At 64.9% G+C, this 13,966-nt stretch carries 10 protein-coding genes; 6 read left to right on the plus strand and 4 right to left on the minus strand.

The features are described 5' to 3' along the window. Positions 1 to 294: 294 nt before the first annotated feature. From rimP to truB, 5 genes are all read left to right on the plus strand, one after another. Complete coding sequence (gene rimP / locus WS51_RS17770; protein ID WP_059447166.1) at positions 295 to 753, plus strand: ribosome maturation factor RimP; 459 nt, start codon at positions 295 to 297, stop codon at positions 751 to 753. Next, on the plus strand, positions 753 to 2,228 hold the full coding sequence (nusA, locus tag WS51_RS17775; protein WP_059447167.1) for a transcription termination factor NusA: 1,476 nt from the start codon (positions 753 to 755) through the stop codon (positions 2,226 to 2,228). Before rimP ends, nusA begins: the two co-directional genes overlap by 1 nt. A 91-nt stretch (positions 2,229 to 2,319) precedes the next feature. After that, the gene (gene infB, locus WS51_RS17780) at positions 2,320 to 5,241 is read left to right on the plus strand and encodes a translation initiation factor IF-2 (protein ID WP_059447168.1); all 2,922 of its coding nucleotides are present in this window, start codon (positions 2,320 to 2,322) and stop codon (positions 5,239 to 5,241) included. Between the two features lie 114 nt (positions 5,242 to 5,355). Then, positions 5,356 to 5,754, plus strand: coding sequence for a 30S ribosome-binding factor RbfA (gene rbfA, locus WS51_RS17785; protein WP_059447169.1), 399 nt, complete (start codon positions 5,356 to 5,358; stop codon positions 5,752 to 5,754). A gap of 13 nt (positions 5,755 to 5,767) precedes the next feature. Then, a complete protein-coding gene (gene truB / locus WS51_RS17790; protein ID WP_059447170.1) occupies positions 5,768 to 6,700 on the plus strand; it encodes a tRNA pseudouridine(55) synthase TruB in 933 nt (310 codons plus the stop codon). Positions 6,701 to 6,789: 89 nt separating this feature from the next. On the opposite strand, the gene WS51_RS17795 is transcribed toward truB, so the two are convergent. From WS51_RS17795 to WS51_RS17810, 4 genes are all read right to left on the minus strand, one after another. Continuing rightward, the gene (locus WS51_RS17795) at positions 6,790 to 8,349 is read right to left on the minus strand and encodes a DHA2 family efflux MFS transporter permease subunit (protein ID WP_059447171.1); all 1,560 of its coding nucleotides are present in this window, start codon (positions 8,347 to 8,349) and stop codon (positions 6,790 to 6,792) included. A gap of 27 nt (positions 8,350 to 8,376) precedes the next feature. Further along, the gene (locus tag WS51_RS17800) at positions 8,377 to 9,594 is read right to left on the minus strand and encodes an HlyD/EmrA/EmrK family protein (RefSeq protein WP_059447172.1); all 1,218 of its coding nucleotides are present in this window, start codon (positions 9,592 to 9,594) and stop codon (positions 8,377 to 8,379) included. A 52-nt stretch (positions 9,595 to 9,646) separates the two neighbouring features. Next, positions 9,647 to 11,143 (minus strand): efflux transporter outer membrane subunit, encoded by a 1,497-nt coding sequence (locus WS51_RS17805; protein ID WP_059447173.1) that lies wholly within the window; start codon positions 11,141 to 11,143, stop codon positions 9,647 to 9,649. Between the two features lie 87 nt (positions 11,144 to 11,230). Next, positions 11,231 to 11,722, minus strand: a complete 492-nt coding sequence (locus WS51_RS17810) for a MarR family winged helix-turn-helix transcriptional regulator (protein WP_069229541.1) — start codon at positions 11,720 to 11,722, stop codon at positions 11,231 to 11,233. Positions 11,723 to 12,047: 325 nt separating this feature from the next. Between WS51_RS17810 and typA the strand changes: the two genes are divergently transcribed. Continuing rightward, positions 12,048 to 13,874, plus strand: coding sequence for a translational GTPase TypA (typA, locus tag WS51_RS17815; protein ID WP_059447175.1), 1,827 nt, complete (start codon positions 12,048 to 12,050; stop codon positions 13,872 to 13,874). The last annotated feature ends 92 nt before the right edge of the window (positions 13,875 to 13,966 follow it).

Here is a 13,966-nt window from a genome sequence, read left to right on the forward strand (position 1 = left end):
TGTGCCGTCTGATCGGACAGTCCGGTTTCGCATTTTTGGTCGGTAAAGGCGGGCTGGACGCTGCTTTTACCGGCTGGCTTGGCGTTTGCGCCAAAAATCGCTATAATCGCGGAGTCGCTGGGCGTACGGATTCAATGTGCGGCTCAGGTGCGACCACCAGTAAGAAGATGGGCGTTCCGCCCATTTTTTTTTGCTGAAACGGTTAGGCATCTCGGGTAGCGCTTCCTGCGCCGGCTAAGGCGCGCGCCCGCGGGTGAATCGCGAGCGGCGGGCGCGAACACCTGAGAGGACACTGTGCAACTGACGGAACTGATAGAAACCACGGTCACCGGGCTCGGCTACGAGCTGGTGGATCTCGAGCGCTCCGGGCGCGGCATGCTTTGCATCTATATCGATCAGCCTGCCGGCATCTCGCTCGAAGATTGCGAAAAGGTCACGCGTCAGCTCCAGCACGTCTTGACGGTCGAAAACATCGATTACGAACGGCTCGAAGTCTCGTCCCCGGGGCTCGACCGCCCGTTGAAGAAGCTGGCCGACTTCGAGCGCTTCGCCGGCAGCGAAGTTTCCGTGACCTTGAAAAAGCCGCTGGACGGGCGCAAGACGTACCGCGGCATTCTGCACGCGCCGAATGGCGAAACGATCGGTTTGGAATTTGAGAGGAAGAAGGGCGAGGCCGCCATGCTGGATTTCACGCTGGCCGATATCGACAAAGCCCGCCTGATTCCGCAAGTTGACTTTAGGAGCCGCAAATAATGAGTCGCGAAGTGTTGATGCTGGTGGATGCGCTGGCGCGCGAGAAAAACGTCGACAAGGATGTGGTGCTGGGCGCCCTCGAGGCTGCGCTCGCGTCCGCTTCCAAGAAGCTGTTCGACGAAGGCGCCGAAATCCGCGTCCATATCGATCGCGAAAGCGGCGAGCACGAAACCTTCCGTCGCTGGCTCGTCGTGCCCGACGAGGCAGGCTTGCAGGAGCCGGATCGCGAGATCCTGCTGTTCGAGGCGCGTGAGCAGAAGCCCGACGTCGAAGTCGGCGAATTCATCGAGGAGCCGGTGCCGTCGATCGAGTTCGGCCGTATCGGCGCGCAGGCCGCCAAGCAGGTGATCCTGCAGAAGGTCCGCGATGCCGAGCGCGAGCAGATCCTGAACGACTACCTCGAGCGCGGCGAAAAGATCATGACGGGCACGGTGAAGCGCCTCGACAAGGGCAACTTCATCGTCGAATCGGGCCGCGTCGAAGCGCTGCTGCGCCGCGACCAGCTGATTCCGAAGGAAAACCTGCGCGTGGGTGACCGCGTGCGTGCATACATCGCGAAGGTCGACCGCACCGCGCGCGGCCCGCAGATCGAACTCTCGCGCACGGCGCCCGAGTTCCTGATGAAGCTGTTCGAGATGGAAGTGCCGGAAATCGAGCAGGGCCTGCTCGAAATCAAGGCAGCCGCTCGCGATCCGGGCGTGCGCGCGAAGATCGGCGTGATCGCCTACGACAAGCGGATCGATCCGATCGGCACCTGCGTCGGCATTCGCGGTTCGCGCGTGCAGGCCGTGCGCAACGAACTCGGTGGCGAAAACATCGACATCGTGCTATGGTCCGAGGATCCCGCCCAGTTCGTGATCGGCGCGCTCGCGCCGGCAGCCGTCCAGTCGATCGTCGTCGATGAAGAAAAGCATTCGATGGACGTCGTCGTCGACGAAAACGAGCTGGCTGTCGCGATCGGCCGCAGCGGTCAGAACGTTCGCCTTGCCAGCGAGCTGACCGGCTGGCAGATCAACATCATGACGCCGGACGAATCCGCCCTGAAGCAGGGTGAGGAGCGCGATCGGCTGCGTTCGCTGTTCATGGCGCGTCTCGACGTCGACGAAGAAGTTGCCGACATCCTGATCGACGAAGGCTTCACGAGCCTGGAAGAGATCGCATACGTGCCGCTCAACGAAATGCTCGAAATCGAGGCGTTCGACGAGGACACCGTGCACGAGCTGCGCAACCGCGCACGCGACGCACTGTTGACGATGGCGATCGCGAACGAAGAAAAGGTCGAAAACGCAGCGCTGGATTTGAAGGGCCTCGACGGCATCACGCCGGAGTTGCTCGCGAAGCTGGCCGAACACGGCGTGCAGACGCGAGACGATCTCGCCGAGCTGGCCGTGGATGAACTGGTCGACATGACCGGGATGGAAGAGGATGCCGCTAAGGCGTTGATCATGAAAGCACGTGAACACTGGTTCCAGTGAGAAATGACCATGGCGCACTGATTTGATGGCGGCCGTATGGCCTGACCCGATGCTAACCGCAAGGAATCGGTCCTTGCACTAAGAGGAATGAATGGCGAGTAACAACGTAGCCCAATTTGCCGCGGAACTGAAAATGCCTGCTGGTGTGCTGCTCGAACAGCTGCAGGCAGCGGGTGTCCAGAAAGCGAGTGAAGACGATGCGCTGTCCGAGGCGGACAAGGCGCGTCTGCTCGATCATTTGCGCAAGTCGCACGGCGCAACCGACGGCGACAAGCGCAAGATCACGCTGACCCGCAAGCATACGTCGGAGATCAAGCAGTCTGACGCGACGGGCAAGGCTCGCACCATTCAGGTCGAGGTCCGCAAGAAGCGTACGTTCGTCAAGCGCGACGACGTGGCCGAGGGTGCGGAACAGGGTCAGGCGCAGGTCGCCGAAGCGGATGACGATGCGGATCTGAAGCGTCGCGAGGAAGAAGCGCGCCGCGAGGCCGAGCTGCTCGAAAAGCAGGCGCAGGAACTGCGCGAGCGCCAGGAGCGTCTCGAGCGCGAGGAAGCCGAGCGCCGTGCCCGCGAGGAAGCGGCCGAAGCCGAGCGTCGCCGTGCGGAGGAAGAAGCAGCGGCGAAACGCGCCGCGGCCGAAGCCGCAGCGGCAAAGCAGGCTGCAGCCCAGCAGGCCGCCGAGGCCCAGCAGGAAGCAGCCGGTGCGCAGTCCGCGCAGGACGAAGCACGCGCGGCCGCCGAGCGCGCGGCTCAGCGTGAAGCGGCGAAGAAGGCCGAGGACGCTGCCCGCGAGGCGGCCGACAAGGCGCGCGCCGAGCAGGAAGAGATCAGCAAGCGTCGCGCGGCGGCCGAGGCCGAAGCACGCGCAATCCGCGAAATGATGAACACGCCGCGCAAGGCCGTGGTCAAGGCAGTCGAGCCGCCGAAGCCGGTGGAACCGCCGAAGCCGGCCGAAGCGAAGGGCACGCTGCACAAGCCGGCCAAGCCGGCGGGTGCGGCCACGCAGGCACGTCCGGCCGTGAAGAAGCCGGCCGGCGCGGCGCCGGCGGCGACGCAGGCACCGGCAGGCGCGGGCGACCGCAACAAGAAACCGGGCGGCGGCAAGGGCGGCTGGCAGGATGATGCGGCCAAGCGCCGTGGCATCAAGACGCGCGGCGATTCAAGCGGCGGCGTCGACCGCGGCTGGCGCGGCGGCCCGAAGGGTCGCGGCCGTCACCAGGACAGCGCATCGACGTTCCAGGCGCCGACCGAGCCGATCGTGCGTGAGGTGCACGTGCCGGAAACCATCTCGGTTGCCGATCTCGCGCACAAGATGTCGATCAAGGCCTCCGAAGTCATCAAGGTGATGATGAAGATGGGCCAGATGGTCACGATCAACCAGGTGCTGGACCAGGAAACGGCGATGATCGTCGTCGAGGAACTGGGCCACCGCGCGGTCGCCGCGAAGCTGGACGATCCGGAAGCGCTGCTGGTCGAAGGCGAGACCGGCACCGATGCCGAGCAACTGCCGCGTCCGCCGGTCGTCACCGTGATGGGTCACGTCGACCACGGCAAGACCTCGCTGCTCGACCACATCCGCCGCGCGAAGGTTGCAGCGGGCGAAGCGGGCGGCATTACGCAGCATATCGGCGCATACCACGTCGAAACGCCGCGCGGCGTCATCACGTTCCTCGATACGCCGGGTCACGAGGCGTTCACGGCAATGCGTGCACGCGGCGCGAAGGCGACCGACATCGTGGTGCTGGTCGTGGCGGCCGACGACGGCGTGATGCCGCAGACGAAGGAAGCCATCGCTCACGCGAAGGCTGGTGGCGTGCCGATCGTCGTGGCGATCAACAAGATCGACAAGCCGGAAGCGAACCCGGACCGCGTCAAGCAGGAACTGGTCGCGGAAGGCGTCGTGCCGGAAGAATACGGCGGCGATTCGCCGTTCGTGCCGGTGTCGGCGAAGACGGGTGCCGGTATCGACGACCTGCTCGAGAACGTGCTGCTGCAGGCCGAAGTGCTGGAACTGAAGGCACCGGTCGAGGCGCCGGCCAAGGGCATCGTGATCGAAGCGAAGCTGGACAAGGGCAAGGGCCCGGTCGCGACGATCCTGGTGCAGTCCGGTACGCTCAATCGCGGCGACATCGTGCTGGCAGGCACGGCCTATGGCCGCGTGCGCGCGATGCTCGACGAGAACGGCAAGCCGACGAAGGAAGCCGGCCCGTCGATCCCGGTCGAAATCCAGGGTCTGTCGGAAGTGCCGGGTGCGGGCGAGGAAGTGATCGTGCTGCCGGACGAGCGCAAGGCGCGCGAAATCGCGCTGTTCCGCCAGGGCAAGTTCCGCGACGTCAAGCTGGCAAAGCAGCAGGCCGCGAAGCTGGAGAGCATGCTCGAGCAGATGGGCGAAGGCGAAGTGCAGAACCTGCCGCTCATCATCAAGGCGGACGTACAGGGCTCGCAGGAAGCGCTCGTGCAGTCGCTGCTCAAGCTGTCGACCGACGAAGTGCGCGTGCAGATCGTGCACAGCGCGGTGGGCGGCATCAGCGAAAACGACGTCAACCTCGCGACGGCATCGAAGGCGGTCATCATCGGCTTCAACACGCGCGCGGATGCACAGGCTCGCAAGCTGGCCGAAGCGAACGGTATCGACATTCGCTACTACAACATCATCTACGACGCAGTGGATGAGGTGAAGGCCGCGATGTCGGGCATGCTGGCGCCGGAGAAGCGCGAAGTCGTGACGGGCATGGTCGAGGTGCGCCAGGTGTTCAAGGTGCCGAAGGTCGGTACGGTTGCCGGCTGTATGGTCACCGACGGTATCGTCAAGCGCTCGTCGTCGGTTCGCGTGCTGCGCAACAACGTCGTGATCTTCACGGGCGAACTCGAATCGCTGAAGCGCTTCAAGGACGACGTGAAGGAAGTCAAGCAAGGCTTCGAGTGCGGTATGTCGGTGAAGAACTTCAACGACATCATCGAAGGCGACCAGTTCGAAGTCTTCGAAGTGACCGAAGTCGCACGTACGCTGTAATCGTCGCGTATCGGCTCTTGGGCGGGGCAGGCTTGGGCCTGTCCCGCCCATTTTCATGGTGGCGCGTGCTCGACGCGCGCCGCTTTATCCTGATAAACGGATCACGGATCGATCATGTCCAGGAAACGTACTTCCCCCAATCGCAACGTTCAGATCGCCGATCAGATTCAGCGCGACCTGTCCGAACTCATCATGCGCGAGGTCAAGGATCCGCGCATCGGCATCGTGACCATCCAGAGCGTGGAACTCACGCCGGATTACGCGCACGCGAAGGTCTATTTCACGGCGCTCACAGGCGATCCTGCCAAGACGCAGGAAGCGTTGAATCATGCGTCGGGTCACCTGCACAACCTGCTGTTCAAGCGCCTGCATATCCATACGGTGCCGACGCTGCATTTCCATTACGATCAGACGATCGAGAAGGCGGTGGAAATGTCGCGCCTGATCAAGGAAGCCAACTCGACGCGCGCGAAGGACGACGACGAAGCTGACGCCCCCGCGAAGGACGAGTGAGCGCGCGTACGCCATGACCAATGCAGCTCCCCAGCGTCCACGTGTGCCGCGGCGCACGCTGGACGGTGTCCTCCTGCTCGACAAGCCGGTCGGCCTGTCGAGTAACGACGCCCTGATCCGCGCGAAGCGCCTGCTCCTCGCGAAGAAAGCCGGCCATACCGGCACGCTCGATCCGCTGGCCTCGGGCCTGTTGCCGCTGTGCTTCGGCGAGGCGACGAAGTTCTCGCAGGACTTGCTGGAAGCGGACAAGACCTACGAAGCGACGATGCGTCTCGGCGTGCGCACGACCACCGGCGATGCTGAAGGCGACGTGCTCGACACGCGTGCCGTCGAATGCGACCGGACGGCGGTGGAGGCGGCACTCGCGCGCTTTACCGGCGAGATCGTGCAGGTGCCGCCGATGTATTCGGCGCTCAAGCGCGATGGCAAGCCGCTGTACGAATATGCGCGCGCAGGCCAGACCGTCGAACGGGAAGGCCGCAACGTGACGATCCATGCGCTCGACCTGCTCGCCTGCGAATTGCCCGACGTGACGTTTCGCGTGACCTGCAGCAAGGGCACGTATGTGCGCACGCTGGCGGAGGATATCGGCGAGGCGCTCGGCTGTGGTGCGCATCTGACGATGTTGCGCCGTACGGGCGTCGGCGCGCTGACGCTCGAGCATGCGGTGACGCTCGACGCATTGTCCGACGCCGCCGAAGCGGCGCGCGACGCGTGGCTTCAGCCGGTCGACGCGCTGCTGTCGACGTTTGCGCCGGTGCATCTCGACGAAGCCTGCGCGAAGCGGTTCCTGCACGGCCAGCGCCTGCCGCTGTCGGAGCTCGATCCGATCGACGCGGCCGAGGGCGAGCGCGTGCGCGTGTACGACGCGGCACGGCTGCTCGGCGTGGCGCGCAAGGCCAATGGCGTGCTCGCGCCCGAACGCCTCGTCGTGACGGCAGCATGATGCGCGGCGCACCAGCGCCGTCGTCGGAATGAAAAAACCGGTCGATCTCGACCGGTTTTTTTATTGGCGTGCTGGTTTCAGCGCGATGCTCAGTGCGCAGCCGACGCCGCCGCACCCGCATCGCCGCCGCCCGCACGTTCCGGCTTGGTGATCCAGATCAGTCCGATCAGCAGCACGAAGATTGCCGCCGAGATGTAGAACAGATCGTTCACGCCGAGTTGCGCGGCCTGCTGCGTGGCCATGTTGTTGATGAGCCCGTGTGCCTGATCCTGTGTCAGCCCGAGGTTACCCATCTGCGTGACGGCCTGGTTGAAGGTCGGGTTGTACGGGTTGGTCTGCTCGACCAGCTGCGCGTGGTGGAAGTTGTTCCGGTGGTCCCACGCGGTCTGGAAGATCGACGTGCCGATGCCGCCGCACATGATCCGCACGAAGTTCGACAGGCCCGATGCCGCGGGAATGCGGTGGCCGGGCAGGCCGGACAGCGTGATCGACACGAGCGGGATGAAGAAGCCGGCCATCGCGATGCCTTGCACGAGCGTCGGCAGCGTCAGCGACCACTCGTCGACGCCGGTCGTGTAGCGCGAGCGCATCCAGAAGCACAATGCAAAGGTCAGGAATGCGGCGGTCGCGATGTAGCGCGGGTCGGTGCGCGGCAGGAACTTGCCGGTCAGCGGCGACAGCAGGATCGCGAACAGCCCGACCGGCGCCATCACGAGGCCGGCATCGGTCGCGGTGTACCCGATCTGGGTCTGCAGCCACAGCGGCAGCAGCACGAGATTGCCGAAATAGAGCCCGTAGCCGACCGCGAGCGCGATCGTGCCACCCGTGAAGTTGCGCATCCGGAACAGCGACAGGTCGACGACCGGATGTTCCGCCGTCAGCTCCCAGATCACGAAGAACGCGAACGAGATGACTGCGATCAGTGCGAGCACGATGATGGTCGTCGACGCGAACCAGTCGAGATCCTTGCCCTTGTCGAGCATGATCTGCAGCGAGCCGACCCACAGCACGAGCAGCGCGAGACCGACGCCGTCGATCGGCGCGCGACGTACCGTCGATTCGCGCGTGCGATAGATCGACCACGTGGCCAACGCGGCGGCGATGCCGACGGGGATGTTCACGTAGAAGATCCACGGCCACGAATAGTTGTCCGAAATCCAGCCGCCGAGGATCGGGCCCGCGACCGGTGCGATCAGCGTCGTCATCGACCACAGCGCGAGCGCCATCGGCGCTTTCGCGCGCGGGTAGCTCGACAGCAGCAGCGATTGCGACAGCGGAATCATCGGCCCGGCGACCGCGCCCTGGAGCACGCGCGACGCGAGCAGGAACGGCAGGCTCGGCGCCAGCCCGCACATCCACGACGAGATCACGAACAGGATGATCGACGCAAGAAACAGGCGAACCTGTCCGAAGCGATCGGTCAGCCAGCCGGTCAGCGGCACCGAGATCGCGTTCGCGACGGCGAACGACGTGATGACCCACGTACCCTGGTCGGACGATACGCCGAGATCGCCCGAGATGGTCGGGATCGCGACGTTCGCAATCGACGTGTCGAGCACGTTCATGAACACCGCGAGCGATACCGCGATCGTCCCGAGCACGAGTTGCCCGCCTTGCAGCGGCGGGTGGGAGACAGGAGCCTGTGCCATGTCGATAGTTTTCCGGAGTCGGATCCGTTACATCATCTTCGCGACGCTCGCCGACTTCGCGGCGGCCGGCGCCGGCGCGTTGCCGCCGGCATTCTCGGCGATGATGCGCGCGATCTCGGCGTCGGCTTCGTCGCCGTATTTCGCGAACACATTCGTCTCGTAAACAGTGTTCTGCGCATTGGCCAGCTGGTCGCCGCGCTCGTCCTTGATGTCGACGTCGACCTGCATCGACAGGCCGATGCGCAGCGGATGCTTCTCGAGATCCTTCGGATCGATCTCGATACGCACCGGCAGGCGCTGCACGACCTTGATCCAGTTGCCTGTCGCATTCTGCGCCGGCAGCAGCGAGAACGCCGAGCCCGTGCCGGCCGAGAAGCCGACCACCTTGCCGTGGTAGACCGCCGACGAACCGTAGATATCGGCCGTCAGCTCGACCGGCTGGCCGATGCGCATGTGCTTGAGCTGGACTTCCTTGAAGTTCGCATCGACCCACACTGCATTCAGCGGCACGACGGACATCAGCGGGTTGCCCGGCGACACGCGCTGGCCGACCTGCACCGAGCGCTTCGCGACATAGCCGGTGACCGGCGCGGGCAGTACGTTACGCGCGTTCGCGAGGTATGCGTCGCGAACCTTCGCTGCCGCGGCCATCACGTTCGGATGCGACGCGATGGTCGTGTTCGCGGTCAGTGCGCGGTTCGATGCGAGCTGCTGTTGCGCCGCGTCGACCGACGCCTGCGCGGCGCGCACGGCGTCGCGTGCGTGGGAGATTTCTTCCTGCGACACGGCGCCCGTCTGCGCGACGGCCATCCGGCGGCGCAGGTCGTCCTGCGCCTTCGACAGGTCGGACTGGCGCAGCGCGACTTGTGCGCGGTACTGGTCGTCGTTGACGAACAGGCCGCGCACCTGGCGCACCGTCTGCGCGAGGTTGGCCTCGGCCTGCTGCAGCGCGACCTGCGAGTCGGCCGGGTCGAGCACGACGAGCGGATCGCCGGCCTTGACCGTCTGCGTATCGTCGGCCTTCACGGCGATCACGGTGCCCGTGACCTGCGGCGTGATCTGCACGACGTTGCCGTTCACGTACGCGTCGTCGGTCTCTTCATGGAAGCGCGCGACCAGGAAGTAGTACAGGCCGTACGCAATGGCCGCGATCGCGATGACCGCGATCAGCAGCGTCATCATCCGTTTGCGCTTTCCGTTGTTCTGCGGCTGGGCGCTGGCGGCGTTTTGTTGAGGGTCGCTCATGGCGATTTTCTCCGTCCGTTATTTCGAGTGTCTGCGTAGTGGTGGCGCCGGATCAGTTGGCGGCCTGTTTCGTCTGCTTGTCGGCGTCGGGCGCGGCGAGCCGCGTGCCGGTCGCATCGAACCCGCCGCCGAGCGCCTTGATCAGCGCGAGCTGCATGTCGCGCCGGCGCATCTTCAGGTTCGTCACCGTCTGCTCCGACGCGAGGCGGTTGCTGTCGGCGGTCAGCACCTGGAGCTGCGGCGACAGGCCGGCCTTGTAGCGGATCACGGCGAGGTCGTACGCACGCGTCGACGCGTCGAGCGCGCGCTGCGCGTCGTCCATCTGGCGGTCGACCGCGCGGATCGATGCGACCTGTGTCGCGACGTCGTTGAGCGCGCTGATCAGCGTCTGGTTGTAGTTCGCGACCGACAGGTCGAAGTCCGCGTAGCGGCCCTTGAGCTGCGCACGCAATGCACCCGCATCGAAGATCGGCAGGTGGATGGCCGGCCCGAACTGCGCCTGGCGGCTCGCGAAATTCAGGAATTTGCCCCAGCCGAACGCATCGAAGCCGAAGCCGGCCGCGAGGTTCACGTCGGGAAAGAATTCCGCCTTCGCTTCCTTCACGTCGTGCATGGCGGCCTCGACCTGCCAGCGCGCGGCGACGATGTCGGGGCGGCGCGACACGAGGTCGGCCGGCAGGTTGCCCGGCAGCGCGACTTCGCCGGTCGGGTTCATCACGGGTGCGGCGATTTGCAGACCGCGATCCGGCCCCTTGCCGAGCAGCGCGGCGAGCTGGTAGCGCACGGTCGTGATCTGGCCGTCGAGGTCGGACAGCGACGCCTGGGTCGTCGCGATGTTGCCGCGCGCGGTCTGGCGTTCCACGTTGGTGTCGAGGCCGGCCGACACGCGGCCGTCGGTGATCTTGCCTACCGTCTGGCGGTTGGTGATCTCGCGTTGCGCGATGTCGCGCAGCGCATACAGTTGCGCCAGCGAGTTGTAGGTGCGGGCCACCGACGACGCAAGCGTGATGCGCGCCTGCTGCATGTCGGCTTCGGCGGCCTTTTCCTGCGACACGGCCGTATGCAGGCGCTCGCGGTTCTTGCCCCACAGATCCAGATCCCACGATGCGCTCGCGAGCGCGTTGTTCTCGCTGTACCACTGGCCGCCGTACGGGGGCGGGAACAGCGCGTTCGACGAATACAGCTCGCGCGTCCACGAGTAGCTGGCTTCGGCCTTCGGCATCAGGTTCGAGCGCGACGATTCGATGTACGACGACGCCTTGGCGATGCGCGCCTGTGCCTGCGCGATCGACGGGTTGCCCTGGAGCGCCTCGTCGATCAGCTTCGGCAGTTGCGGATCGCCGAACTGGTTTGCCCAGTCGAGTGTCGGCCACTGGCCGCCCTGGGCGGGCAGGCTCTGGGCGGTTTCGAATTGCGACGCGGGTGCGATCTGCTTGTCGCTCTTGATGCCGATGTAGTTTGCGCAGCCCGCCAGCGCCAGCGCGGCGACCGCGGCGGCGACGGCGGCGCGGCACGACCCGGCGCGCACGGACAACGGGGAGGATTTCATCGCGCTGTTCCCTGACTCGGAATGAATGATGGACACTGCAAGGATTTCCTTACATTAATCTGTCAAAAGTAATTGTTATGGCAACTATTACGTGGCGCTACTGCCGGCGGTCTCGCAATAGTTGCTGAGAATGCGCCGCAGCATGCTCTTCAGAAAACCGACTTCTTCCGGCGTGAAACCGTCCAGCAGTTCGTCGAGCACGCTGCGGAATACCGGCGGCAGCCGTTCCGCCAGCGCGCGACCTTCGTCGGTCAGCTCGAGACGCACGACCCGCCGATCCTCGATGCTGCGCACCCGGGACAGCAACCCGCGCTTTTCGACGCGATCGAGCAGGCGCGTGACCGCGCTCGCGTCGATCCCGTATTCCCGCGCGAGCTCGGCGGCTGTCGAGCATTTGCCGACGGCGATCATGAACAGCATGCTCGCCTGCGTGCCCGTGATGCCGAGCTCTTCCTGCGTGCGCTGCGTGACGAGGTTGGTCATCACCGATTTCACGCGCGACATCAGATAACCGACGCTGTCGTTCATCTGATACGTGGACAGCGGCGAAACGGACGGTTGGGAAGGAGAATCCGACATAAAACCCTGAAGCTGCAATAGTTGACTAGGCAGCAGTATAGGCACAATTGCTTGCCGCGGCAAATGTTAATCGAACGGGCGAGGGCGCGCTCCCCGGTCCAAAATCTCCTTGTCGGCGTCAGGGTCTTCTGCCCATCATCGGCGGTGCCGGCCGAGGTGCGCAGCGAGGGCAGGGAGGTGCGGTTTGCTGCATTGCAAAGGGCAGTCCGGCTTTCGACATCCTCACGTGCTATAATTTGAGGCTTTCCAAGCTGCAACGCGCGCGCACGTGTCCCGGTGACTGACGAGCGTGCGCGTTTGCGCGTTCAACGATTTCCAGGTTTCTATGACCCGCGCCCTTCGCAATATCGCCATCATCGCTCACGTCGACCACGGCAAGACCACGCTCGTCGACCAACTGCTCCGCCAGTCCGGCACCTTCCGCGAGAACCAGCAGATTGCCGAGCGGGTGATGGACTCGAACGACATCGAAAAGGAGCGCGGGATCACGATTCTCGCGAAGAACTGCGCGGTCGAATATGAAGGCACGCACATCAACATCGTCGACACGCCGGGGCACGCGGACTTCGGTGGCGAGGTGGAGCGCGTGCTGTCGATGGTCGACTCGGTGCTGCTGCTCGTCGACGCCGTCGAGGGCCCGATGCCGCAGACGCGCTTCGTCACGAAGAAGGCGCTCGCGCTCGGTCTGAAGCCGATCGTCGTCATCAACAAGATCGACCGTCCGGGCGCGCGGATCGACTGGGTCATCAACCAGACCTTCGACCTGTTCGACAAGCTCGGCGCGACCGAAGAGCAGCTCGACTTCCCGATCGTCTACGCCTCGGGCCTGAACGGCTATGCGTCGCTCGATCCGGCGACCCGCGAAGGCGACATGCGTCCGCTGTTCGAGGCGATCCTCAAGCACGTGCCGGTTCGCCCGGCCGATCCGGAAGCGCCGCTGCAGCTCCAGATCACGTCGCTCGACTATTCCACGTACGTCGGCCGCATCGGCGTCGGCCGCATCACGCGCGGCCGCATCAAGCCGGGTCAGCCCGTCGCGATGCGCTTCGGTCCGGAAGGCGACGTGCTCAACCGCAAGATCAACCAGGTGCTGTCGTTCAAGGGTCTCGAGCGCGTGCAGGTCGAATCGGCCGAAGCCGGCGACATCGTGCTGATCAACGGTATCGAAGACGTCGGCATCGGCGCGACGATCTGCGCGGTCGACACGCCGGAAGCGCTGCCGATGATCACCGTCGACGAGCCGACGCTGACGATGAACTTCCTCGTCAACTCGTCGCCGCTGGCTGGCCGCGAAGGCAAGTTCGTGACGAGCCGCCAGATCCGCGATCGCCTGATGAAGGAACTGAACCACAACGTCGCGCTGCGCGTGAAGGATACGGGCGACGAAACCGTGTTCGAAGTGTCGGGCCGCGGCGAGCTGCACCTGACGATTCTCGTCGAGAACATGCGTCGTGAAGGCTACGAGCTGGCCGTGTCGCGTCCGCGCGTCGTGATGCAGGAAATCGACGGCGTGCGCCACGAGCCGTACGAGCTGCTGACGGTCGACGTCGAGGACGAGCACCAGGGCGGCGTGATGGAAGAGCTCGGTCGCCGCAAGGGCGAAATGCTCGACATGGCATCGGACGGCCGCGGCCGCACGCGTCTGGAGTACAAGATCTCGGCGCGCGGCCTGATCGGCTTCCAGAGCGAATTCCTGACGCTGACGCGCGGCACGGGCCTGATGAGCCACATCTTCGACTCGTACGCACCGGTCAAGGACGGCTCGGTGTTCGAGCGCCGCAACGGCGTGCTGATCTCGCAGGACGACGGCGCGGCAGTGGCGTACGCGCTGTGGAAGCTGCAGGATCGCGGCCGCATGTTCGTGAAGCCGGGCGACGCGCTGTATGAGGGCATGATCATCGGCATCCACAGCCGCGACAACGACCTCGTCGTGAACCCGATCAAGGGCAAGCAGCTGACCAACGTGCGTGCGTCGGGCACCGACGAAGCCGTGCGTCTCGTGCCGCCGGTCCAGATGTCGCTCGAATACGCGGTCGAGTTCATCGACGACGACGAACTCGTGGAAGTGACGCCGCAGTCGATCCGTCTGCGCAAGCGCTTCCTGAAGGAGCACGAGCGTCGCCGCGCGAGCCGCGAAGGCGCGGTCGACTGAGCATCGGCCGTTCCCGCATGACGAAAAAGGCTGCCTTCGGGCAGCCTTTTTGCATTTGCGCGGTGTGCAATCGGGCGCGCTGTAAAACACTG

It is taken from the genome of Burkholderia territorii (assembly GCF_001718335.1).
In the GTDB taxonomy this organism is placed as follows: Bacteria; Pseudomonadota; Gammaproteobacteria; order Burkholderiales; family Burkholderiaceae; genus Burkholderia; species Burkholderia territorii.